The organism is Rhizobium sp. SAFR-030, assembly GCF_059415005.1.
The window spans coordinates 687,706-710,373 of the sequence record NZ_JBPFDO010000001.1 but is presented as its reverse complement, the minus strand read 5'-3'; the positions used below and the strand labels follow the sequence as shown (position 1 = coordinate 710,373).

Sequence of the window (22,668 nt, the reverse complement as noted above, 5' to 3'; positions counted from 1 at the left end):
TCCCCGATGGACGTAACCATCAGCCATATCCGCAAGCAGTTCGAACGGCTTCCGGCCCTGGAAGACGTGTCGCTCGATATCAAGTCGGGCGAGCTCATCGCGCTGCTCGGGCCTTCCGGCTCGGGAAAGACGACGCTGCTGCGCCTCATTGCCGGGCTTGAGCAGCCAAGCGGCGGCCAGATCTTTTTCGATGGCACCGACGCCTCGCATCACACGGTGCAGGAGCGCAATGTCGGCTTCGTATTCCAGAGCTACGCGCTGTTCCGCCACATGACTGTCGCGCAAAACATCGCCTTCGGCCTGAAGGTGCGGCCCTCCGCGACGCGTCCGGCCAAGGAAGAGATCCGCAGGCGGGTGACCGAGCTTCTGGAGATGGTCCAGCTTTCCGGCCTTGAGGCCCGCTATCCCAACCAATTGTCCGGTGGGCAGCGGCAGCGCGTCGCCCTGGCACGGGCGATGGCGATCGAGCCGCGCATCCTGCTGCTCGACGAACCGTTCGGCGCGCTCGACGCGCAGGTGCGCAAGGAGCTCCGGCGCTGGCTGCGGGAATTCCATGACCGCACCGGCCACACCACCGTCTTCGTCACCCACGACCAGGAAGAGGCGCTGGAGCTTGCCGACCGGGTAGTCGTCATGAGCCAGGGCAAGATCGAGCAGGTCGGGTCCGCCGACGACGTCTATGACCGGCCGGGGTCGCCCTTCGTCTTCTCCTTTATCGGCGAATCCTCCGGACTGCCGGTGCGCATCGGAGACGGCGGTGCGGTGCTCTTCGACGGTCAGCCGATCGGCGTTGCTGAAGAGGGTGGGGTCGTCGGCTCCGAAGGCACGCTGTTCTTCCGACCGCAGGACGTGGCGCTGACCGAAGCCGACGCCGCACTGTTCGGCACCGTCACCGCCTGCCGCCGACTGGCCGGCACGCGGATCGCCGAAATCGACATCGCCAATGACGGAAAGGCCCGTCACGTGGAGATCGAGGTGGCGCTCGATGCGCCGGTGACACTGGGTGCGCAGTTGCGCTTTCGCCCCACTCGCTGGACATTCTTCCGCAAGGGCTGAGGCAGATCGCAGGTTTGGCTTGCGGAAATCCCTGGTCTATCGCATTGCTCCGCTGTGCACGGGGGCGCGCACGGGGATTTGTCACGATTTCATCGGCCGACCGGAATGCCGGAGGGTCGATGCATCCGTCAGAAGATGGTCATGCAGGCTTGTCCGTCGTGCGCGGCAGATAGGCGGTGATGCGATGTGGGCTGGATGGCCGCAGGAAGACAGGTTCTGTCTTTCAAAGCGGATCGGCTGACACAGTGCGCACCGATGGGTGAACCGGTCTTCGTCCATGAGCCGCCTGTCCCAGGCAGACTTAGCTTTTGACGGGTTTATCCATGGACATTCATGCCGCCAATCTCGACGTGATGCAGCCTGCCATGCCGGCCGCAGCCCGTCTGCCCAAACCAGCGCTCGGGGCGATCTTCGTCGAGGTGCTGCACGGTGCCGTTTCCGCCTTCGGCGTGAAAGGTGCGGCAGCGCTGTCGCTGGCCGTCTTCCTCTATCTGTTCCTTGAAGAGATGCTGCTCGGGCTGCGGCTCTGGAGCCTTCCGGCAGGCGCTGCCGAAACCGGAACCTCGCTGTCGCTGACGCTGATCACCGGCGCCTTCGCCGGCCGCCGGCTGATGCGGCCGATGCTGCGGCGCCGGCCGAAGCCGGAGGAACTCGCCCGTGCCTGCCAGATCGTCGAGGCGCAGACCCAGGCAAGCGCCGGGCTGGTGCGGCTGGGCGACAAGCAGGTTCTGTTTTCCGACGGCGGCGACGCCTTCATCATGTATGCCTGCAAGGGACGCTCCTGCATTGCCCTGTTTGATCCGGTCGGTCCGCGCCATGCCTGGCAGGACCTGGTGGTGAAGTTCATGTCGCATGCGCGCCAGAGCGGCTATCGCCCGGTCTTCTACCAGGTGTCACCGGACTTCCTGCCGATCGCCGCCGAGACCGGCCTTCGCCCCTACAAGCTCGGCGAGCAGGCGACAGTGGACCTGACGCGCTTCGACATGCGGGGCGGCGACTGGCTGAAGCTGCGCCGTTCGATCAACCGCGCCGAGCGCGACGGGCTGCAGTTCGAACTCATCCCGAAGGATCGGGTGCCGGCCCACATGGCCGAGTTGCGCCAGGTGTCGGATGCCTGGCTGGCGGCCCACAATGCCGCGGAAAAGGGCTTTTCGCTCGGCACGTTCCGGCCCGACTACGTCGCATCCGGCAGTGTCGCGGTGATCAGGATCGACGGTCGCATCGCCGCCTTCGCCAGCCTGCTCACGGGCGGCGGCAATGGGGAAGCCTTCATCGACCTGATGCGCCACGTGCCGTCGACCCATCGCGGCATGATGGATCTCCTGTTCGTGCGCATCATGGAGCACCTGAAGACGGATGGCTTCGGCGTGCTGAACCTCGGGATGGCGCCGCTTTCGGGCCTCTCCACCCACCGCCGCGCGCCTCTGTGGAACCGCATCGGCCGGCATATCTTCGAGACCGGCGAGCGTTACTACAACTTCAAGGGCGTGCGCGCCTTCAAGTCGAAGTTCGACCCGGACTGGCAGCCGCGCTACATGGCCGTTTCCGGCAGCGGCATGCCGTTCTCCTCAGCCTGCGACGTGACCATGCTGATCGGCGGCGGCCTGAAGGGCATCCTGCGCAAGTGACATCCCTCCACCCCTCGGGCCCTATCGGTCGCTGACCTCCCAGCGTGGGTTGATCCACGGCTCCTGGTTGGAGCGGGGCAGGGGGGCGCGACCGAGGATGTGATCGGCGGCCTTCTCTCCGGTCATGATCGACGGGCCGTTGAGGTTGCCGTAGGTGACGTGCGGAAAGATCGACGAGTCGGCGACGTGCAGGCCCTCGACGCCGATGACCTTGGTCGTCGGATCGACGACGGCCATCGGATCGTCTGCACGGCCCATCCGGCAGGTGCCGCAGGGGTGGTAGGCGCCTTCCAGGTGCTCGGCGAGGAACGCGTCGATCTCCGCGTCGCTCTCTACCCCGTCGCCGGGGGCGATCTCGGACTGCCGGTACGGGTCGAATGCCTTCTGGGCAAAGATCTCGCGAGTGATGCGCACCGCATGGCGAAACTTCACCCAGTCCTCCGGATCGCTCATGTAGTTGAAGCGCAGCACCGGGGCGTGCCTCACGTCCGGCGAGCGCAGCGTCACCGAGCCGCGCGATTTGGACATGTTGTAGCCGACATGCGCCTGGAAGCCGTGGCCCTCGGCCGATGATTTGCCGTCGTAGGAGACTGCGATCGGCAGGAAATGATACTGGATGTCCGGCCATTTGACGCCGGCGGCGGAGCGTATGAAGGCGGCCGCCTCGAACTGGTTCGACGTGCCGAGACCCTTCTTGAAGAACAGCCACTGGGCGCCGACAACACCCTTCCAGAACCAGTTGTTGCGGGCGTGCAGTGTGATCGGCAGCTTCGACTTGAACTGGTGGTAGTATTCGAGGTGATCCTGCAGGTTCTGCCCGACGCCCGGCCGATCGGTGACCACCGGAATGCCCATCTCCTGCAGATGTGCCGCCGGGCCGATGCCCGACAGCATCAGCAGTTTTGGCGAGTTGAAGGCGGACGCTGCGACGATCACCTCGCGATTGGCGCGGATGACGTCGATCCGTTCGCCGATCTCCACCTCGACGCCGACGGCGCGGCTGCCGTCCATCACGATGCGGCGGGCAAAGCAGCGGATCAGCCGGCAGTTGTCGCGCTTCAGCGCCGGCTTGAGGTAGGCATTGGCCGTCGACCAGCGGCGGCCGGCCCAACTGGTCTGCTCCATCAGGCCAAAGCCTTCCTGATGACTGCCGTTGTAGTCCTCGGTGACCGGAAAGCCAGCCTGGCGGCCGGCCTCGATGAAGGCGCGGTAGAGCGGATTGCGGACCTCGCCGCGCCGTACGTGCAGGGGGCCGTCGGTGCCGCGCCAGCCGACCTCGCCGCCATGCGCGTGCTCCATGCGCTTGAAGTAGGGAAGCACGTCGGCATAGGCCCAGCCCTGCGCGCCCATCTCCTCCCAGCGGTTGAAGTCTTCCGCATGGCCGCGGACATAGACCATGCCGTTGATCGACGAGGACCCGCCGATCACCTTGCCGCGCGGCGCGATCATCCGGCGATTGTTGAGATGCGGCTCGGGTTCCGACAGATAGCCCCAGTTGTAGCGGTCCATGTTCATCGGAAAGGCAAGCGCCGCCGGCATCTGCACGAAGGGACCGACATCCGATCCGCCGAATTCCAGCACGATGACCGAATGTCTGCCATCCTCCGACAGACGATCGGCCATGGCAGCACCTGCCGAGCCGGAACCGATGATGACGAAATCTGCTTGGGTCATTACGTCAGGTCCGATCGGTTGAAGATCTATAGCTGCTTGCTATACTGCTGGAATGAAGCAGGTGGAGTACACCCGGGGTGCCAGCAAGGTTTTGGGCCGCATGCAGCCTAAGCGCCGTGACGCAATCCGATCGAAGGTCGATGCCTTCGCGCGTGGCGAGCGGGTCGACGTCAAGAAGTTGAAGGCAAGCCGGCTGTTGAGAATTCGTGTCGGTGACGACCGGGTCATCATCGACGAGCAGACGATGTTGGTCATCGTGGTCGAGGTCGGACCGCGCGGCGGTATCTACAAGGAGTGAGCCATGGGTGAAGTGCGCAAGACGATCATCGACGGCGAGACTTACGTCCTCGTGCCCGAGGAAGACTACGAGGACCTGATCGACACCATCGCGGCTGAGAGAATTATGGCCCGTGTTCGGGCAGGCGAGGAGACCTGGCCGGCGGAACTCGTCTACGAACTGTTCGAAACCGACAGCCGGATCCGCACCTTTCGCACCTACCGCAAGATGACCGTTTCCGAGCTTGCCGAAGCGGCCGGCATTTCGCAGCCCTACCTGTCCGAGATCGAGAGCGGCAAGAAGACCGGATCCGTGGATGTTCTCAAACGCATCGCTTCCGCGCTCAAGGTGGATCTCGACGACATCGTGATCTGAAAGCCTATACCGCGCTGGCCCTTGGCAGGGCAGAGGGGGGCGAGCTTGTGCGACGACCACACTCATCTCAATACGGCGCTTCGCATTTGCCCATGCCGACATAGACGGTCTTCAACTCAGTGTAGTGCTCCAGCGCGGCGGCCGAATTCTCGCGCCCGAAGCCGGATTGCTTGGAGCCGCCGAACGGCATCTCCACCGGGCAGAGATTGTAGGTGTTGATCCACAGCGTGCCGGCCTCCAGTTGGTCGACCACCCGGTGCGCCCGGGAAATGTCGGCGGTGAAGACGCCGGCCGAAAGACCGAACTCCGTCGCATTGGCGCGGGCGATCGCCTCTTCCTCGGTGTCGAAGTCGAGCACGCACATGACCGGCCCGAAGATCTCCTCTCGGGCAATGGTCATCTCGTCGGTGACGTCGGCAAACACCGTCGGCTGCACGTAAAAGCCTTCGCCGGAGACGGTGTTGGGAATGCCGCCGCCGGTGACGAGCGTGGCACCCTCGGCCTTGCCCTTGTCGATATAGCCGAGCACCTTTTCCCGCTGCGCAAACGAAACGAGCGGCCCCATCTGGGTGCGTTCGTCCTGCGGATCGCCGACGACGATCGCTTCCGTGCGGGCCTTCAGCCGCGCCAGGAACGTGTCTTTCAGGCTCCGGTGCACGAAGACGCGCGTGCCGTTGGAGCACACCTGGCCGGTGGAGTAGAAGTTGCCGAGCATGGCGCCCGAAATCGCGCCGTCGATGTCGGCATCCTCGAAGACGATCAACGGCGATTTGCCGCCAAGCTCCATCGTCACGTGCTTCAGCTGGGAAGCCGCAGCGCCCGCCACCTTGCGGCCGGTCGGCACCGAGCCGGTGAGCGAGACCTTGGCCACGTCCGGATGGCCAACGAGCAGAGGGCCCGTGTCGCGGTCTCCCTGGATGACGTTGAAGACGCCCTTCGGAAGGCCGGCCTCGATGAGGATTTCGGCAATCTTCAGGGCGCCGAGCGGCGTCGTTTCCGAGGGCTTGAAGACCATCGCATTGCCGGCGGCCAGCGCGGGTGCTGCCTTCCAGCAGGCAATCTGCTGCGGGTAGTTCCACGCGCCGATGCCGGCGACGACCCCGAGCGGCACGCGCTTGGTATAGGCCCAGTCGCCGCCAAGCGGGATCTGGCTGCCGTTCAGCGCTGAAGCGATGATGCCGCCGAAGAACTCGAAACTGTCGGCACCGGAGGTCGGGTCGGCAACGATCGTCTCCTGGATCGGCTTGCCGGTATCGAGCGTCTCGAGTTCGGAGAGAGCCCGATTTCTGTCGCGCATGATGTCAGTGGCGCGCTTCAACACGCGTCCGCGGGCCGTCGGGCTCATGGCAGCCCATTCCTTTTGCGCGCGCCGGGCGGATGCGACGGCCCGGTCGACGATGGCAGGCGTTGCCGCATGCAGGCGGGCGATCACTTCGCCGGTGGCCGGATAGATGCTCTCGATCAGCGTTCCGGCATCGTCCTCGACATACTCGCCGTCGATGAAGTGGGAGGCTTTCGGTTGGGCTCTCATGTCGGGTCTCCGGATACGGGTGGGCGGCGTGCCGCCGTCTGCAGAAGCTGTGCCGTGACGTAATCCTCAACCAGCGCGACGGACGCTTCGATCGACAGTGGCGCGGCCTTCAGCGATTGGCGAATGTAGAGGCCGTCGATCAGCGCTGCGGCACCTTCGGCGATGCGCGCTGCGTCCGACGGCGGAGACAGCCGGTTCAGCCCCGACAGGAGGTTGGAATGCAGCCGCCGCGCGTAAAGCGCCAGCAGCCGGCGAACCTCTTCGGAACGCTGTGCCTCGGAGAAGAAGGCAAGCCAGGCCGCGACCACTGCCGGCGCGAACTGATCGGCCTGGAAGGACACGCGCACGACGGCCGAAACCCTGCCGCGGGGCGTTTCCGCCGCCCGGAGCGCTGCGACCGCATCGGCATGCAACTGGCGCAGCACCGAGCGGATCGTTTCCAGCAGCAACTGATCCTTGGAGCCGAAATAATGATGGGCAAGCGCCGGCGACACACCCGCCTCGCGGGCGATGTCGGACATCGTCACGCTCAGCGAACCGTGGTGACCGATCGTCTTCAAGGCCGCATCGACCAGCGCCTTGCGGCGGATCGGCTCCATTCCAAGCTTGGGCATGATGATCTCCTGAAGCTGCAAACTATTCTTGATTGACTGACCAATCAACGAAAATCGCCGGTCGTCCAACTGTCATGAAAGCTTCATCCAAACGTCATGCTGCGGAAAGACTTCATTGAGGATTGGCATGTGAGCTTCGCGCGAATTTCAGGGGCTTGGAGTGGCAGGATCCGGTATGGCGAGCGCAATGCCGCTTGAGACGAATGTCGTCAGGCGATTTACGGAGGATAGGTTGCTGCCGCTCTCGAAGCTGGTGCTTGAGACGGCGTTCCAGCCGATCGTCGAGCTGTCCACCGGCCGTGTCTTCGGCTACGAGACGCTGATGCGCGGCCACGAAAGGCTGGGCTTCGACACGCCCGTCGACCTTCTCGATTCGGCTGCAGGTTCGGGCCAGATTCTCGCCCTCGAGCAGATGCTCGCCGCCCGCTCGCTGGCCAAGTTCTCGACGCTGCCGGATTTCGCCTCCAGCACGCTGTTCATCAATCTCGACGGACGGTTGATCCGCGAGGGAAACTTCATCCTCGACCGGCTTGTGCAGCACCTGCGCAAGACCAACATTCCGCCGTCGTCGATCTGCTTTGAACTGTCCGAGCGCTTCGACAACACCAGCGAGCCTGAATTCGCCGACCTGGTGGCACGGCTGCGCAAGGCAGGCTTCAAGCTCGCCATCGATGATTTTGGCGTCGGCCACGCGGAGATCAAGCTGCTCTGCGATTTTGCCGTTGATTACCTGAAGATCGACCGGCACTTCATCGCCGGCCTGGATGCCAGCCCGCGCAAGCGCCACCTGGTGCGCAACATCGTCAACATCGCCCATGTGCTCGGCATCCGGGTGATCGCCGAGGGCGTCGAGACCGAAGCCGAATGTGTGGCCTGCCGCGATATCGGCATCGATCTGGTGCAGGGCTGGTTCATCGCCCGGCCGACCACCTTCGTCAACGAACTGCAACCGTCGTTTCCGCATCTGGCAGAGCTTGGCCGGGGCAAGCGCTCCAGCCACTCGCTCGACGAGATCCTCATCCGCAAGCAGATCGAGATGCTGCCGACGGTCTACGAGCACGAGAGCGTCGACAGCGTCTTCGAGCTGTTCCGCAGCAATCCGCGGCAGTCGTTCTTTCCGGTCCTCAACGCCAATGACGAGCCGCGCGGTATCATCAGCGAGTACCACCTGAAGGAATACATCTACCGGCCGTTCGGCCGTGATCTGCTGAAGAACAAGATCTACGAACGGTCGATCTCGCAGTTCGTCGAGGCGGCGCCGATCGTCGGTCTGGATGCCAATGCCGAGCGGCTGATGACGATCTTCGCCGATATGGACGGCAGCGAATGCGTCATCCTGACGGAAAACATGCGCTATGCGGGCATCGTCTCCGCGGCCTCGCTGATCCGGGTGATCAACGAGAAGCAGCTGAAGCTGGCGCAGGATCAGAACCCTCTGACGGGCCTGCCCGGCAACCGCGCCATCCGTGATTTCATGCAGGAATTCGGCCGCGACGACGACCAGGCGCGCTACTTCTGCTACTGCGATTTCGATCACTTCAAGCCGTTCAACGACCACTACGGCTTCCAGGCGGGCGACCACGCCATCACCCTGTTCTCGGCGCTGATGAAGCGCTACTTCTTCGGCAACGGCGATTTCCTCGGCCATATCGGCGGTGACGATTTCTTCATCGGCCTGCGGGGCTGGAAGCATGACGACCTGGCGGTGATCCTCGAACGCCTGTCGTCGGACTTCCACGAGGATGTGCTCGGCCTCTACTCGCCCGAGGATCGCGCTTCCGGCAGCATTCGCGGTCATGACCGCAACGGCACCGAGCGCGATTTTCCGATGCTGCGCTGTTCGATCGGCGTGCTGGAACTGCCCGAGGGCCTGGTGCTCGAGGATGTCGGTGCCATCAGTGCCGCGATCGCGACCGTCAAGGGGCGTGCCAAGGACAGCGAGGACGGCCTGGTGTTCAGCCGGTTCGGCAGCGCCGACTGAAGCTCTGCATGAAACGCCGCGTCACGACGCCGCCTTCCCAAGTGCGAGCCGATGTCCTACATCCGCAAGCTGACCAGACGCCCGCATTCCGGAGGACGCTTTCGATGACCTTGTCGAATTCCATGACGCTGCCGAGCTCCATGCGCCATGTCGATCTGCCCTCGTTCGGCGGCCCCGAGGTCATGGCCTTCACCTCCGGTCCGCTGCCGCAGCCGAAACCCGGCGAAATCCTGGTGCAGGTGGAGGCTGTCGGCGTCAATCGGCCGGATGTCGCGCAGCGGCAGGGAAACTACCCGCCGCCCAAGGATGCAAGCCCGATCCTCGGCCTCGAAGTGGCTGGCAAGGTCGTGGCGCTCGGCGAGGGCGTCGAGGACTTCGCCATCGGCGACGAGGTCTGCGGGCTGGCGAATGGCGGCGCCTATGCCGAGTACTGCACGCTGCCCGCCGGTCAGGCCCTGCGCTTCCCCCGCGGCTACGACGCGGTGAAGGCGGCCGCGGTTCCGGAAACCTTCTTCACGGTCTGGGCCAACCTCTTCCAGATGGCCGGCCTGACGGAGGGCGAGAGCGTCCTGATCCACGGCGGTTCGTCGGGCATCGGCACGACAGCGATCCAGCTCGCCAAGGCGTTCGGCGCCACGGTCTACACGACTGCCGGCTCGGCGGAAAAATGCGCCGCCTGCGAGAAGATCGGCGCCACCCGCGCCATCAACTACAAGACCGAGGATTTCGTCGAGGTCGTCCAGCAACTGACCGAGGGGCAGGGGGTCGACGTCATCCTCGACATGATCGGCGCCGCCTATTTCGAGAAGAACATCGCGGCGCTGGCAAAAGACGGCTGCCTGTCGATGATTGCCTTCCTCGGCGGGCGTGTTGCCGAAAACGTCAATCTCGCGCCGATCATGGTCAAGCGCCTGACGATTACCGGCTCGACCATGCGGCCGCGCACGGCGGAGGAAAAGCGCGCCATCCGCGACGAGCTCCTGTCGCAGGTCTGGCCGCTGCTGGAAGCCGGAACCGTGGCGCCCGTCATCCATGCGGTGATGCCGTTCGATCAGGTCGTCGACGCCCACCGGCTGATGGAAAGCAGCAGCCATATCGGCAAGATCGTGCTGAAGGTGAGGTAGAGCGAAGTCAGCGAAGGTCGCCGTCCAGAAGCGGGCGCTCACGTTCTTGCGCAATACCCCAGCTGTCCATCCACTCCAGCACATCCTCTCCGTCGGCACCGATGTCGCGGTCGACATCGGCCGTCGCTGCCTTCATGTCCTCGTGCCAGCGCGCCCGGTCCTTCAGGAACCGCTCCACTGCGGTGCTGACGAGTTCCTGCCGTGACAGGCCGGTGATCCGGGCGACATCTTCAATTTCGGACGCTACGCTGTCCGGTAACGTGATTTCGAACTTCGTCATATTTCGTGCCTTGCGCAATCGCGGGAGCGCACCTACCTTAATCCCAACATCAACGTAACGAAAGGAAGGTGATCCAATGTCTAATGAGATTTCGGTCTGCAAGTCGGACAATGGAAAGGTTACGGTTCTGACGGGGCAGCCCTCGGCCTAACCCGCACTTTCCTCGGAGCCTGACGGCTCTTGCCGTCGCTCCGGTCTGGTAACACAGGCCAAACTCATGGAAGGGTCGCGAAAGCGGCCCTTTTCCTTTTTCAGGCCGTGAGATTATTAATCGTAGATGTGGCGACGATGTCCAAGATCGATGACGAGAACAACGACCTCGGCATCCTTGATGCGGCAGATCAATCGGTAATCGCCAACGCGGAAGCGCCATCGGCCCTTGAGTGATCCGGTCAAGGGCTTGCCGTAGTGTCTGGGATTGGGAGCCGGGCCAATACGGTGATCCAGATAGTCCAGGATCGACCGGGCCGTCTGCCGATCGAGTTTTTAGAGCTTCCTGAGAGCGGTTGCGGTGTACTCAATCGTCCAGGGCAAGTTTGCGTCTCACCTCCTGCGACTGGTAGACGCGTTCGGCACCCGAGGCGACGCGGGCCTCGATTTCGTCGGCGGCAAGGTCTGCCTCGATTTCCGAAAGCCCCTCGATAACAATCATGGAAAGGAGCTCCTCGAGGCTCCTGTCCGTGCGGCTGGCAAGCAGCGCGAGCCGTTTCTCGATATCCGGTGAAAGCGTGATGACCTGGTTCATGGTGCAGCATCCCTTCGGCATCGCAAGCATCCGTCAGAGGAGCGTGAGTTTCAAACGCCAAGCCTGCCGAACGCCGGGATCTTGATCCCGGGTCGGGCGAGATCGAGGCCGGCCACAAGACCGAGGAAGTGCACCTCGAAGCCGCTCCTCCAGCCCGCCGAAATGCCGATCAGCCCGCGGATCGTCAGGTGGATGTCGCGCCAGTCGTCGTCGATGTGCAGGAACTCGCCGTCCGGCAGATAGTCGCGACCCACCGCATGCGGCGGCAGCACCGCATCGATGTCCGGCACGGTGCGCAGCACGAAGGCGACGAAGGTGTTGGAGTTCGGACCCGGCCAGATCGTATAGCCACCCGGTTCCGCATAGGGATAGGCGGCGATCGCCCCCTCGATCTTGGGGATCAGCAGCTCGGCCTGGCTGCCGGTGACCGCCTTCACCAGCTGCGGCCTGTTCGAATACCAGAAGGCGTCGGCCGAGCGGTGATTGCGCCGGATCGGTGAACCCCACCCGACCTTGTCGTAGCGGATGTAGGTCTTGGCGCCCTTGGCCTTGGTGACGATCCACGAATGGCTGGCGACAGCACCCTTCAGGCCGCCGGTGGCCGCCGAGAAGATGTAGATCGCCGCGTCCTCGCTTGCCGCGGGCTGCGGCAGGATGCCGGCTGAACCCCAGTTCGCCTCGCTCCAGCGCGCCGGCCTGTCCTGCAGCGCCCACCATCCGGCCGAGGCGAATGTGGGCAGCAGGTAGAGGGCGAGGATGGCGATCAGCAACGGCTTCAAGGCTTTCATATCCTGTCTCTGCGCAAGGGTTTTTTTCACGCCGGGCGATTGGGCTTTTCTGTGCGCCGCGCTATGACCGGAGCAAAGCAGCATCTTCAGGGCAGGCCCATGCAAAATCCCGTTACCGTCGAAATCACCCGCGGCAATCGCGTCGAAAGCCGTCATCGCGGCATGGCCGTCGTCATCGACGGTGCCGGCAAGGTTCTCTTCTCCGCCGGCGAGGTCGACGCGCCGGTGTTTCCGCGCTCCGCCTGCAAGGCGATGCAGGCGCTGCCGCTGATCGAAAGCGGAGCGGCGGATGCCTTCGGTCTGTCGCAAAAGGAGCTGGCGCTATCCTGCGCATCGCATTCCGGCGAGGAGGAGCACGTCAACACCGCAGCCGGCATGCTTCGCAAGGCCGGCCGCGATCTGACGGTGCTTGAATGCGGCGCCCACTGGTCGTCCGACCAGCAGACGCTGATCCGCCAGGCGCGCACGCTCGATGCGCCGACGGCGCTGCACAACAACTGCTCGGGCAAGCATTCCGGCTTCATCTGCACCTGCGTCCAGTCAGGCTGGGATCCGGCCGGCTATGTCGGCTACGATCATCCGCTGCAGGCGCAAATCCGCGACGTCATGGAAAACCTCACGGGCGCTTCTCTCGGTACCGACAATTGCGGCACCGACGGCTGCTCCATCCCCACCTATGCGGTGCCGCTCAGGGGCCTGGCGCACGGCTTTGCGAAGATGCTGACGGGTGAGGGCCTGGCTGCCGGACGCGCCGTCGCCTCCCGGCGTCTGATCGAGGCCTGCATGGCCGAACCCTTCTACGTCGCCGGCACCAACCGCGCCTGCACGCGTCTGATGCAGGTGGCGCCCGGCAAGATCTTCGCCAAGACCGGTGCCGAGGGCGTCTTTGTCGCGGCGCTTCCGGAGCAGGGCGTGGCTATTGCCGTCAAATGCGAGGACGGCACGACGCGCGCTGCCGAGGCGATGATCTTCGCGCTGATCGCCCGCCAGTTCGAGCCGGGCAGCGAGATCCGCGAGACGCTGATGGGCATGGCCAATCGCGACATGAAGAATTGGAACCGTCTGCATGTCGGCGAGGTCAGAGTGACCGACGCGCTCTTCGCGTGAGCAGACAGGCGCGCCTTTGTTGCAACTTATGGGGTGAACCGCGCCCTCTCGTGCTTAGATGCTCTCGCCGATCCGCGCGGTGCCCGTCTGGCCGTTGTCGCGGATCCATTTGAGCGTCGTCGCGCCGGTCCGGTAGAGCTCGAAGCACATCGGCGCGCCCTTGTACCAGGTGGTAAACTGCTGGCAGAGCCGGTCGTCCTTGATCCACCATCTGCCGGTATCGTTGGGTTTTGCCAGCCGGCCGAGACCCACCGCTTCTCCGGATCCGTCCACGACGCCGGAACGGCGGTAGTTCAGCGGGAACTCGCCGCCCATCGGAGCGGCAAGATAGATCCGCTTGCCGATGATCATCTTCTGGATGTCGGACGCTGAATAGGCCTGCTCGGCAGCGGCGAGCGGACGGGTCGCCAGGCCGAACGCGGCAATGGTGAAGGCGACGAAGACGATGCCGGCGCGCAGCGCGTATTGAAACCGATCGGTCATGTTTGGCCTCCGGATGTTGGACTCGGGGCTTATAGACGCAGCCGGGGCCCCTCTGGATCACCGCGCTCGATCGCCACCCTGCATCGCCGCCGCCAAATGCGCCTTCGGGGCTGTCATGCGTGCTTCTGGGAACGTCCTGGCAATGCTACACATGCGGCAGACATAAGGAGGATCTTCATGCACACACTGTTCTTCTCGCCCGGCGCCTGTTCGCAGGCGAGCCACATCGCGCTCATCGAAGCGGGATTGCCGTTTGAACTGAAGCGGCTGAAGCTCAAGGAGGGAGAGCAGCGCGGCGACGATTTCCTGAAGGTCAACCCGAAGGGCCGCGTGCCGGCACTGGTGACCGAGCGCGGCACGCTGACCGAGACGCCGGCGATCCTCGGCTACATCGCCCAGATGGCGCCGGAAAAACAGCTGGCGCCGCTCGACGATCCGTTCGATCTGGCGCGGATGCAGGCCTTCAACAGCTTCATCTGCTCGACCGTGCACGTCAACCACGCCCACGGGCCGCGCGGCAGTCGCTGGGCGGATGAGCCGACCTCGCTGGAGGACATGAAGCGCAAGGTGCCGCAGACCATGCGCGACAGCTTCCGCCTGATCGAGGACGGCATGCTGGTCGGTCCGTTCGTCATGGGCGAAGCCTATACGGTCGCCGATATCTATCTCTATGTGATGTCGAGCTGGCTGAAGTCCGACGGCGTCGATATCGCCGAGTTCCCACGCGTCGAGGATCACTTCCGTCGCATGTCGGAGCGCCCGGCCGTGAAGGCAGCGCTGGCAGCCGAAGCGGTGGCCTGAGCCTGAGGCGTCAGCTGTTCGTTCGCTAATGTTGACGGACAGCGGCCGGCCGGATATTTCTTTGTGTTGCAAGGGTCAGCAGTTCACCCAGGCGTCACCGCCCGGCCGTTCCAGGCCGGGAGCTAAACCTGCCAGACAATCTTCTCATCACGACGGGTCTGTCCCTCGTGCCGGGTCGGAAGACGGTGACCACCGACAGTTTTTCGACGGCACGATCAAAGGACGAACGATGTCGAAGACAATCCTCTCACTCATGGTGCCCGATGTTTCGGCACTGGCCAAAAAGCTCGGCCGCGAACTCGGCGAGCGCGCCGCTCCGCCGAGCCATGTCGAGATCCTCAACATGCTGGCGCGCGGCGCCGGCTTTCGCAATTTCCAGCATCTGAAGGCGGATGCCAGCGCCGGCCAGCGGCTTGCTGCGCCACAGCCGGTGACCATCGATCCGGAGCCTGTCGATCACAGGCGGATCGAGCAGGTGCTGCGTTGTTTCGATGCCGAAGGGGTGATGCTGCGCTGGCCGAAGAAGACCTCGCAGCAGAAGCTTGCGCTCTGGTGGTGCTGGGCAGCGCTGCCGGCGCGGCGGGATCTCAGCGAGCCGGAGGTGAACGCGGTGCTGAAGCGGCTGAACGCCTTTGGCGACCATGTGCTCATCCGCCGCGAACTGATCGACTGGGGCATGGTCTCCCGCTCCGCCGACTGCAAAAACTACCGGCGGATCGAAACCCGCCCGCCGGCAGAGGCGGCGCACCTCATCCGCCACCTACAGGACCGCATCCGGTCACAGGTGGCGCCGAGGCCGTCCAACCGGCCGCCGCTCAGACCGGTCCGGACGCCGGCTCCGCCAGCCGCTTCTCCCACATCGCCTTGAACGCCGGGCGGGCCTGGCAGCGCTCCAGCCAGGCCTTCACCGCCGGGCGCGCATCGAACATCGGCTGATGCGGCTGCGCGTAGCGGACGATCTCCGCGACATTGACGTCGGCGACCGTGAACCGGTCGCCGACCATCCAGGTCTTGTCGGCAAGATGCGCTTCCAGCACGTCGAATGGCCGCTTCAGGCTGCGTGCCGCCACCTCGATGACCGCCTTCGTCTCGTCGGTCTGTTCGCCGAGCGACGCCGACGAGATCTTCAGCGCATTGGCTTCCATCTCGGTGGCGGCCGTCAGCGACCACTGCATCATCGCCGCGTCTTCGACCAGATCCTTGGGTGCCAGCGCGCCGCCGTACTTCTTCGCCAGGTAGAGGTTGATGGCGAGCGACTCGTGGACGATGACGCCGTCGTCGTCGATCGACGGGATGCTGCCCATCGGGTTGATGGCGACGAAGGCCGGCGACAGGGTGTTGATCGGCGCATCGGCGGCCAGCGGGTCTTCCAGGCGCTTCGCCTGCACGACGGGGACGTGGTCGTAGGCAAGGCCGATCTCGCCGGCGAGCCAGAGAGTGCGGGTCGCGCGCGAGCGGTAGGCGCCGTAGATCGTCAGCATTGTGGACATTCCTGTTTCGGGACTGCCGGCAACCTATGCCGGGCGCGGCCGGCGCGGAAGAGTACGTCCGGTGAAGTATCGATGATTTTTGTCGATGGGAGAGGGGCCGGCGGACACCGGCGCCGTGGTCAGCTGGAGCGGTTGCCGGAGATCGCCAGATGCGCGAAGCCGGAAGCGCCGTCGACGAGGTCGCGGGTTGCCGCATCGTGCCAGCGATAGCCGACGATCGCGCCCTTCGGCGTCTCGTCGAACAGGTTGTTGGCGATCAGTGCCTGGCCGGCATCCTCGACCACCGACACCGCCATGCCCGTCTGTGCCCGGCGGATGATGTTGCCGGAGGCCAGCACGTTGCGCAGATATGGTCCCCAGCCGACCAGCATGCCGAAGCGTGCGATGTTTTCGATGACGTTTCCGCTGATCGCCGCATCCGCCTCTGCGCTGATGCCGAAGCCGAAGCCGACATTGTCGTGCACGTAAGGGCCGTCGGCCGAGATGTTGCGGACCATGTTGTTGGCGATCGTCGCCAGCCGTCCGCCGCTGTCGAAATTGACGACCGAGATGCCGTTCGCTGCGCCGTCGATCAGGTTGCCGGTGACCATGGCACCCTCGAAGCCGAACTCCGAATAGATCGCCGTTTCGCCGCTCTCGAGGCACTGGTTGTCGAAGATCTGCACGTCGGAGGCGGCATTGGCGCGGATGGCGGAAAACGCCGCGCCGCTGATGTGATTGCCGCCGACCATGACGTTGTCGGCACGAAACACGTTGATGGCATTGCCGAACGGGCCGGTGCCGCCGTTCGCCGCGCGGATGTCGGTAATCCGGTTGCCGCTGACAATGGTGCCGTCGCGGCCCTTCTGCAGCCGGTGCACGAGGATGCCGCCATTGCCGCAGGCGCTGACCCGGTTGCCGGAGATCGTCGTGTCGCGCCCGTCGACGGCGTAGAGCGCATAATCGGCCGCACCCGAGATCCGGTTGCCGGCAATCCGGGCGGCGCACCGTTCGAGATGCAGGGCGCTTTTCGGCGCGCCGACGATGTCACAATTGTCGATGATCAGTTCGCCGATATCGCTTGCATGCAGCAGGGCAGGAGCCTCTCCGCCGAGCCGGGCATTGCCGCCGTCGATGACGAGGTTGGAAAGCTCGGCGCGCCGCAGCCCCCGCGCCGTCAGCATCGATCCGGCGCCCGTGTAGAGGAGGCGCGAGGCGCCGGCCACGCCCGACAGCCGCAGATTGTCCGGCAGGTCCAAAGCCTCGACCGGATAGGTGCCGGGCGGCAGGAAGACCGGCGTGTTGTCGGCCGCGGCCCGCTTCAGCATCGCCGCAAACCGGGTGCCGGAAAGCTCGCCCGGCTTCGGCGTCACGCCATAAGGGGCAGCATCCAGCGAGCCGCGCAGATCTTGATCGCCACGCAAGGTTCGCGGTGCCGCAAGTGCCGGAGCGGTGTTGCCAAGCGTGAGCAGCGCCATCCCCTGCACCAGCCGTCGTCGCGATAGAAATGATCCGGTCACCATGCACCCTTCGAAGCAGGAACCATGCCATGAACCTGTGCCATTCCGGTACGCTTCACCTGACTGCTCCGGGGGGGGGTGGCGAAGCGAGGGGCGAGCGACAGACATTCTTAACGACGGCGGCCGGATTGCTTTCAGGGGTGCTTGAGAGACGGGCGAACGAGCACACTTAGCGAGCCTCAGGCCGGGCGAACTTACCCGGTCGATCGGCATGCGGCCTTCCTTCGGAAGAACGCTGGCCATCACATCAGGAGGCCCGTTCATGACTGACACTACCGCCGCACATTCGGCTGGTCCGGTCGAGGCCGCCACCCTTGATCAACTGCTGCGGCAACTGATCCGCATTGCGACGGCTGCCGATATCGACAGCGATGCAAGCCTCGCGATCCAGTCGCTCGACGCCCGCCAGTTGCTCGACCAGTTCCCGCAATCGCTGTTGCTGAAGGACAGGCGCGGTCGCTACGTCTTCGCCAACGCTCCGGCGCTTGCCGCGGCAGGGCTTGCCTCGGAGGAGGAGCTGTTCGGCCGTACCGTGTTCGATCTCGATATGATGGAGAGCGAGGTTGCCGAGCAGCGCTTCCTGCTGGAGCAGCAGCTGATGGCCGATGGCGTGGCCTTCGAGCAGGAGGAAACCTTTGGCCGCGGCGCCGAGGGCAGCCTCTGGTACCTCACCACCCGCACGCCGATGCGCAACGAGGAGGGCCAGGTCGTCGGCCTGATCGTCATGGCGCGCGATATTACCGAGCGCAAGCGGCAGGAGGATTTGAACCGCGGCCAGGCGACCGTGCTGGAAATGGTGGCTCGCGGTCGGCCCCTGAAGGCGATCCTGACGGCGCTGTGCGGGCTCGTCCAGCAGCAGCTGCAGGGCGTTACGGCCTCGGTCCTGCTCTTTGATCCGGACATCAACCAGCTGCGGCACGGCGCATCTCCCGACCTGCCGGACGCCTTCTCGCGGCTGGTCGACGGTATCGAGATCGGCCCGCAGGCCGGCTCCTGTGGCGCCGCCGCCTGGCGCCGCCAGACCATCGTCACCACCGATATCGACAGCGATCCGCTGTGGGATGGCTGCCGCGAGATCGCTGCGATGTTCGGCTTGCGCTCCTGCTGGTCGACGCCGATCATTGCCGTCGGCGAAGAGGTGCTGGGAACGCTTGCGCTGTATTCGAAGACGGTGCGGGCACCGACGCCGCGCGAGGCAGAAATCAGCGCCATGGCAGCGGACCTGGCCGGCATCGCCATCGAACGGGCGCGCAACGAGCAGCGCATCCACCACATGGCGCATCACGATCCGCTGACCGGCCTGCCGAACCGGGCTCTGTTCTGGCCGAAATTCGGCCGGGCACTGTCCGACGCGCGCCGCGAAGGCCGCAAGATCATCGTCGCCTATATCGATCTCGACAACTTCAAGCAGATCAACGACACGCTGGGCCATGCGATCGGGGACGAGGTGCTGCGAACGATCGCCAACCGGATGCTGAATTCAGTCCGGGCCAGCGACCTGGTCGTGCGATTGGGGGGCGACGAGTTCGCCATTGTCTTCAGCCATGTCGATCAGGATCGCCCGGCCGTCGTGCGGCGCCTTCAGCATGTCCGTGCCTCGATCTCGGCGCCGGTAAGCGTCGATGATGCTGAGATCAGCGCCACATGCAGCATGGGCGTCGCCTTTTACCCAGGCGACGGCGATACGCCGGAAGCGCTGCTCGCCAGCGCCGACCGCGCCATGTACGACGCAAAGCGCGGCGGGCGCGATGCGCTGCGATTGTCCGCCACCGGCTGAAGCCTGTCGTGAAGGTTGAAGGCGGCTAGCCGTTGCGCTGTCCGCCGGCATTCGCCACGCCGCGCGCGGCGGCCGTCTCGAAGCCGTCGACGAACTTTTCGAACAGGCGCGAGAAGCTTTCGAGCTCCTCCTCGCTCCAGTCGGCCAGCACGTCGGCGAGCAGTGCCATCTTCACCGTCCGCCGTTCGGCCAGCAGCTTGTCGCCGAGCTTGGTGCGCACCAGTAGCGACCGGCGGCCATCCTCCTGCGAGGCATCCCGCCGCAGCACGCCGTGACCGACCAGCTCGGCGACCAGCCGGCTGCCGCGAGACGGGTCGATCCGCATCCGTTCGGCAATGGCGCCGACGGTAACTTCGCCGTCGATGAACTGCATCGCGTCGAGCGCGTCGAGATGCGACAGTTCGAGACCCGGCACGGTATTGGCGATCGCCGCACGGGCAACGATCCGCCGCCCGATCAGCATGCGCATGCGCGACAGCGTGTCTCCGATCGGGTCGAATGCCCGGGAGGGGATGTCGGCACCGGCCGTGGTCGTGGCAAGGTTGTCTTTCATGCACAAATCCTAGCAGACGCCGCCCGTCCTCGACAATCCATTTCTGCTGTTGGCATGCAGTTGCCATTGACATTTATATGCCGAAAGCACATAAATCGACGAAACTGGAACCTCCCCATGGATATCTCTCGCCCAACGGCCCCGCCGCTCGTCGCAACCTCGTCACGCCGGCTGGCCGTCTTCTGCTTCCTCATGGCGGCGCTGTTCATGGCGACGCTCGACAACCAGATCGTTTCCACCGCGCTGCCGACCATCGTCGGCGAATTCGGCCAGATGGAACGCTTCGGCTGGGTCTCGTCGTCCTTCCTGCTGGCCTCCAGCGCCGTCATGCCGATCTACGGCAAGCTCGGTGACATGTTCGGCCGCAAATACGTGATGCTGTTTGCCATCGTGCTGTTCACCATCGGCTCGGTGGTCTGCGGCTTTGCCTGGTCGATGAATTCGCTGATCGCCGCGCGCGTCTTCCAGGGGCTCGGCGGCGGCGGCATCATGGTCTCCATCTTCTCCATCAATGCCGATCTCTTCGAGCCGCGCGAGCGGGCGAAGTACCAGAGCTATTCAAGCCTGATGATCATGGCCTCCGGCAGCATCGGTCCGGTGCTCGGCGGCACGATGAGCGACCTCTTCGGCTGGCGCTCGATCTTCCTCATCAACGTGCCGATCGGCATCGTCGTGGTGGCCGGCATCAGCCTGCTTCTGCCCTACCGGCGGCCGGAGCGGCGCCCGAAGATCGATTATGTCGGTGCCGTGCTCCTGGCTGCCACCATCGCCTGCCTGGTCGCCTGGGCCGACAGCCGGCAGATCTTCGGCTCGATGTTTGCCGGTCCGTCGCTGCTGGTGCTGGCCGTCGGCGTCATCAGCGCCTGCCTCTGGGTGCTCGTCGAAAGCCGCGTCGCCGAGCCGATCGTGCCGCTCAAGCTGTTCCGCGATTCGACCTTCTCGCTCTGCCTGATCATCACGCTGTGCTCGGGTGCGGTCGGCATCGGCCTCGTCAACTACTACGCGCTGTTCCTGCAGACGACGACCGGACTATCGCCTTCGGTTGCCGGCCTGTTCTTCATCGGCCTTACCGGCGGTATCGTCCTCGGTTCGCTGTCGGCCGGACGGCTGATCTCGATCACCGGCCGCTACAAGCCGTTTTCCCTGCTTGGCCTGGCGCTCAGCGTCGCAATGCTGCTGGTCTTCTCGTTCCTCGGCGCCGGAACGCCGCTCGTCGTCCTCGCCCTGGTGATGTTCCTGCAAGGGCTCGCGGTCGGCTTTGGCCAGCAGGCGCCGATCATCGGCGTCCAGAATTCGGCGCCGCGCGAGGATGTCGGCGCCGCAACCGGTGCCGTGACGCTGATGCGCATGGGCGGCGCATCGATTGCCATTTCGATCTACGGCGCAATCGTCGGTACCGCCCTGAAGGGCAGCGACACGACGATCCCCGGCGTCGCGGACATCTCGGCGATCACGCCGAAGGCGCTGGCGGCGCTGCCGGAAGCCTCGCGCCAGGCGGTGGCGGTCGTCTACTACCACGCCTTCACGCCGCTGTTCCTGACGGCCGCCGCCACCGCTGCGATCGGCCTTGTGGCGGCGCTGTTCCTGAAGCCGACCCGGCTGCCGCCGGCGCGCGTGCCGCAGCCGGTAGCGGAAGAAACCCCGGCGGCTGCCTGACGCGCGAAGTCTGCCGCCTGTCGGCCTCCGATCGTCAGAACCGCCGGCGCCTCTTCCCAGTCCCTTCGCCGCGCCTATCTGTAAGGGGATGAAACCAGAGGCGCTTCTCTATCCCACTCCGGCCGGGCTCTATTGTCCGGCCGGTCGCTTTCATGTCGATCCGGTGCGCCCCGTCGAGCGGGCGCTGATCACCCACGGCCATTCCGACCACGCGCGCGCCGGCCACCAGCATGTGCTGGCAACCCGCCAGACGCTCGAGATCATGGCGCTGCGCTACGGCGAGGATTTCACCCTCTCCGAGCAGCCGGCGGAATTCGGCGAGGTGATCGATGTCGACGGGGTGGAAGTGACCTTCCATCCGGCCGGTCATGTGCTGGGGTCGGCGCAGATCGCCATCGAGAAATCCGGCACCCGCATCGTCGTCTCGGGCGATTACAAGCGCGGCATCGACCCGACCTGCGCGCCCTTCGAGCCGGTCAAGTGCGACGTCTTCATCACCGAGGCGACGTTTGGCCTGCCGGTCTTCCACCATCCGGATCCAAAGGCCGAGACCAGAAAGCTGCTGCAGTCGATCGTCCAGTTTCCCGAACGCACGCATCTCGTCGGCGCCTATTCGCTCGGCAAGGCGCAGCGGGTGATCCGGCTGATCCGTGACTGCGGCTACGACCGGCCGATCTTCATCCACGGGGCTTTGGCAAAGCTTTGCGACTACTATGTCAGCCAGGGGATCGAGCTTGGCGAGCTGCGCCCGGCGACGCTGGAGAAGAAGGACCCGGCCGCTTTCCACGGCGCCATCGTCGTCGGACCGCCATCGGCCTTCCAGGATCGCTGGGCGCGACGCTTCAACGAGCCGATGATCTCGTTTGCTTCGGGCTGGATGATGGTGCGCCAGCGCGCCAAGCAGGGCGGCGTCGAGCTGCCGCTGGTGATTTCCGACCACTGCGACTGGCCGGAGCTGCTCGAGACGATCACCGAGATCGGCCCGCAGGCGGTCTGGGTGACCCATGGCCGCGAAGAGGCGCTGGTGCGCTGGTGCGAGCTGCAGGGCATTCCGGCGAAGCCCCTGCACCTGGTGGGCTACGAGGACGAGGGCGATTGATGACGTTGAGCGCGTTCGAAAAAATCCCCTCCCAACCCTCCCCACAAGGGGGAGGGCTTAACCCGGTCGTGCCGCAGTGCCAGGCCGTACCGCTGCGCCGTGCCCTTCAGCTTAAACCGGCCGTTCCGCT

The 22,668-nt window shown here is 64.8% G+C and carries 23 protein-coding genes; 12 read left to right on the top strand and 11 right to left on the bottom strand.

Going from position 1 to position 22,668, the window contains the following annotated elements; all coding sequences use genetic code 11:
- Positions 1 to 6: 6 nt before the first annotated feature.
- Both ACR65N_RS03750 and ACR65N_RS03745 read left to right on the top strand, forming a co-directional pair.
- Positions 7 to 1,056 (top strand): sulfate/molybdate ABC transporter ATP-binding protein, encoded by a 1,050-nt coding sequence (locus tag ACR65N_RS03750; protein ID WP_440455792.1) that lies wholly within the window; start codon positions 7 to 9, stop codon positions 1,054 to 1,056.
- Positions 1,057 to 1,379: 323 nt separating this feature from the next.
- The gene (locus tag ACR65N_RS03745; protein WP_440455791.1) at positions 1,380 to 2,684 is read left to right on the top strand and encodes a phosphatidylglycerol lysyltransferase domain-containing protein; all 1,305 of its coding nucleotides are present in this window, start codon (positions 1,380 to 1,382) and stop codon (positions 2,682 to 2,684) included.
- A 21-nt stretch (positions 2,685 to 2,705) separates the two neighbouring features.
- Here the strand turns inward: ACR65N_RS03745 and betA are convergent, their stop codons facing one another.
- Positions 2,706 to 4,358 carry a choline dehydrogenase gene (gene betA / locus ACR65N_RS03740; protein WP_440455789.1) on the bottom strand — a complete coding sequence of 551 codons (1,653 nt, stop codon included), beginning with the start codon at positions 4,356 to 4,358 and terminating at the stop codon, positions 2,706 to 2,708.
- 52 nt (positions 4,359 to 4,410) lie between these two features.
- Here betA and ACR65N_RS03735 point away from each other — a divergent pair, with 52 nt between their 5' ends.
- A complete protein-coding gene (locus ACR65N_RS03735) occupies positions 4,411 to 4,656 on the top strand; it encodes a type II toxin-antitoxin system RelE family toxin (RefSeq protein WP_440455788.1) in 246 nt (81 codons plus the stop codon).
- Between the two features lie 3 nt (positions 4,657 to 4,659).
- On the top strand, positions 4,660 to 5,010 hold the full coding sequence (locus ACR65N_RS03730) for a helix-turn-helix domain-containing protein (protein WP_440455787.1): 351 nt from the start codon (positions 4,660 to 4,662) through the stop codon (positions 5,008 to 5,010).
- Positions 5,011 to 5,077: 67 nt separating this feature from the next.
- Here ACR65N_RS03730 and betB read toward each other — a convergent pair whose 3' ends face one another.
- Both betB and betI read right to left on the bottom strand, forming a co-directional pair.
- Positions 5,078 to 6,541, bottom strand: coding sequence for a betaine-aldehyde dehydrogenase (betB, locus tag ACR65N_RS03725; RefSeq protein WP_440455786.1), 1,464 nt, complete (start codon positions 6,539 to 6,541; stop codon positions 5,078 to 5,080).
- Complete coding sequence (gene betI, locus ACR65N_RS03720; protein WP_440455785.1) at positions 6,538 to 7,155, bottom strand: transcriptional regulator BetI; 618 nt, start codon at positions 7,153 to 7,155, stop codon at positions 6,538 to 6,540. The genes betB and betI overlap by 4 nt, the downstream gene beginning before the upstream one ends.
- Positions 7,156 to 7,342: 187 nt before the next feature.
- On the opposite strand from betI, the gene ACR65N_RS03715 reads away from it, so the two are divergent.
- Together ACR65N_RS03715 and ACR65N_RS03710 are read left to right on the top strand one after the other, a co-directional pair.
- Positions 7,343 to 9,136, top strand: a complete 1,794-nt coding sequence (locus ACR65N_RS03715; RefSeq protein ID WP_440456114.1) for a bifunctional diguanylate cyclase/phosphodiesterase — start codon at positions 7,343 to 7,345, stop codon at positions 9,134 to 9,136.
- 122 nt (positions 9,137 to 9,258) lie between these two features.
- A complete protein-coding gene (locus ACR65N_RS03710; protein ID WP_440456113.1) occupies positions 9,259 to 10,260 on the top strand; it encodes an NAD(P)H-quinone oxidoreductase in 1,002 nt (333 codons plus the stop codon).
- Between the two features lie 7 nt (positions 10,261 to 10,267).
- Here ACR65N_RS03710 and ACR65N_RS03705 read toward each other — a convergent pair whose 3' ends face one another.
- The 4 genes from ACR65N_RS03705 to ACR65N_RS03690 all read right to left on the bottom strand — a co-directional run bounded on the left by ACR65N_RS03705 (position 10,268) and on the right by ACR65N_RS03690 (position 12,073).
- Positions 10,268 to 10,540 carry a ribbon-helix-helix domain-containing protein gene (locus ACR65N_RS03705; protein WP_440455784.1) on the bottom strand — a complete coding sequence of 91 codons (273 nt, stop codon included), beginning with the start codon at positions 10,538 to 10,540 and terminating at the stop codon, positions 10,268 to 10,270.
- Between the two features lie 267 nt (positions 10,541 to 10,807).
- Positions 10,808 to 10,975, bottom strand: a complete 168-nt coding sequence (locus ACR65N_RS03700; protein ID WP_440456112.1) for a type II toxin-antitoxin system RelE family toxin — start codon at positions 10,973 to 10,975, stop codon at positions 10,808 to 10,810.
- Positions 10,976 to 11,057: 82 nt separating this feature from the next.
- Complete coding sequence (locus ACR65N_RS03695) at positions 11,058 to 11,285, bottom strand: hypothetical protein (RefSeq protein WP_440455783.1); 228 nt, start codon at positions 11,283 to 11,285, stop codon at positions 11,058 to 11,060.
- Positions 11,286 to 11,335: 50 nt separating this feature from the next.
- The gene (locus tag ACR65N_RS03690; RefSeq protein ID WP_440455782.1) at positions 11,336 to 12,073 is read right to left on the bottom strand and encodes a DUF3750 domain-containing protein; all 738 of its coding nucleotides are present in this window, start codon (positions 12,071 to 12,073) and stop codon (positions 11,336 to 11,338) included.
- A 99-nt stretch (positions 12,074 to 12,172) separates the two neighbouring features.
- Between ACR65N_RS03690 and ACR65N_RS03685 the strand changes: the two genes are divergently transcribed.
- Positions 12,173 to 13,180: an asparaginase gene (locus tag ACR65N_RS03685; protein ID WP_440455780.1), complete on the top strand. Its 1,008-nt coding sequence runs from the start codon at positions 12,173 to 12,175 to the stop codon at positions 13,178 to 13,180.
- 54 nt (positions 13,181 to 13,234) lie between these two features.
- Here the strand turns inward: ACR65N_RS03685 and ACR65N_RS03680 are convergent, their stop codons facing one another.
- On the bottom strand, positions 13,235 to 13,663 hold the full coding sequence (locus ACR65N_RS03680; protein WP_440455779.1) for a hypothetical protein: 429 nt from the start codon (positions 13,661 to 13,663) through the stop codon (positions 13,235 to 13,237).
- Positions 13,664 to 13,840: 177 nt separating this feature from the next.
- On the opposite strand from ACR65N_RS03680, the gene ACR65N_RS03675 reads away from it, so the two are divergent.
- Positions 13,841 to 14,464, top strand: a complete 624-nt coding sequence (locus ACR65N_RS03675) for a glutathione S-transferase family protein (RefSeq protein WP_440455778.1) — start codon at positions 13,841 to 13,843, stop codon at positions 14,462 to 14,464.
- 229 nt (positions 14,465 to 14,693) lie between these two features.
- Positions 14,694 to 15,332 carry a DUF2087 domain-containing protein gene (locus tag ACR65N_RS03670; RefSeq protein ID WP_440455777.1) on the top strand — a complete coding sequence of 213 codons (639 nt, stop codon included), beginning with the start codon at positions 14,694 to 14,696 and terminating at the stop codon, positions 15,330 to 15,332.
- Here the strand turns inward: ACR65N_RS03670 and ACR65N_RS03665 are convergent.
- On the bottom strand, positions 15,280 to 15,945 hold the full coding sequence (locus tag ACR65N_RS03665; RefSeq protein ID WP_440455776.1) for a glutathione S-transferase family protein: 666 nt from the start codon (positions 15,943 to 15,945) through the stop codon (positions 15,280 to 15,282). The two genes, ACR65N_RS03670 and ACR65N_RS03665, sit on opposite strands and share 53 nt — an antisense overlap.
- Positions 15,946 to 16,073: 128 nt before the next feature.
- A complete protein-coding gene (locus tag ACR65N_RS03660) occupies positions 16,074 to 17,456 on the bottom strand; it encodes a TIGR03808 family TAT-translocated repetitive protein (protein ID WP_440455775.1) in 1,383 nt (460 codons plus the stop codon).
- A gap of 259 nt (positions 17,457 to 17,715) precedes the next feature.
- Here ACR65N_RS03660 and ACR65N_RS03655 point away from each other — a divergent pair, with 259 nt between their 5' ends.
- Positions 17,716 to 19,230 (top strand): diguanylate cyclase domain-containing protein, encoded by a 1,515-nt coding sequence (locus ACR65N_RS03655; protein WP_440455774.1) that lies wholly within the window; start codon positions 17,716 to 17,718, stop codon positions 19,228 to 19,230.
- Between the two features lie 25 nt (positions 19,231 to 19,255).
- Here ACR65N_RS03655 and ACR65N_RS03650 read toward each other — a convergent pair whose 3' ends face one another.
- Positions 19,256 to 19,783 carry a MarR family winged helix-turn-helix transcriptional regulator gene (locus ACR65N_RS03650; protein ID WP_440455773.1) on the bottom strand — a complete coding sequence of 176 codons (528 nt, stop codon included), beginning with the start codon at positions 19,781 to 19,783 and terminating at the stop codon, positions 19,256 to 19,258.
- A 117-nt stretch (positions 19,784 to 19,900) separates the two neighbouring features.
- On the opposite strand from ACR65N_RS03650, the gene ACR65N_RS03645 reads away from it, so the two are divergent.
- Together ACR65N_RS03645 and ACR65N_RS03640 are read left to right on the top strand one after the other, a co-directional pair.
- Positions 19,901 to 21,439 carry an MDR family MFS transporter gene (locus ACR65N_RS03645; RefSeq protein ID WP_440455772.1) on the top strand — a complete coding sequence of 513 codons (1,539 nt, stop codon included), beginning with the start codon at positions 19,901 to 19,903 and terminating at the stop codon, positions 21,437 to 21,439.
- An 88-nt stretch (positions 21,440 to 21,527) separates the two neighbouring features.
- Positions 21,528 to 22,538: a ligase-associated DNA damage response exonuclease gene (locus tag ACR65N_RS03640; RefSeq protein WP_440455771.1), complete on the top strand. Its 1,011-nt coding sequence runs from the start codon at positions 21,528 to 21,530 to the stop codon at positions 22,536 to 22,538.
- The last annotated feature ends 130 nt before the right edge of the window (positions 22,539 to 22,668 follow it).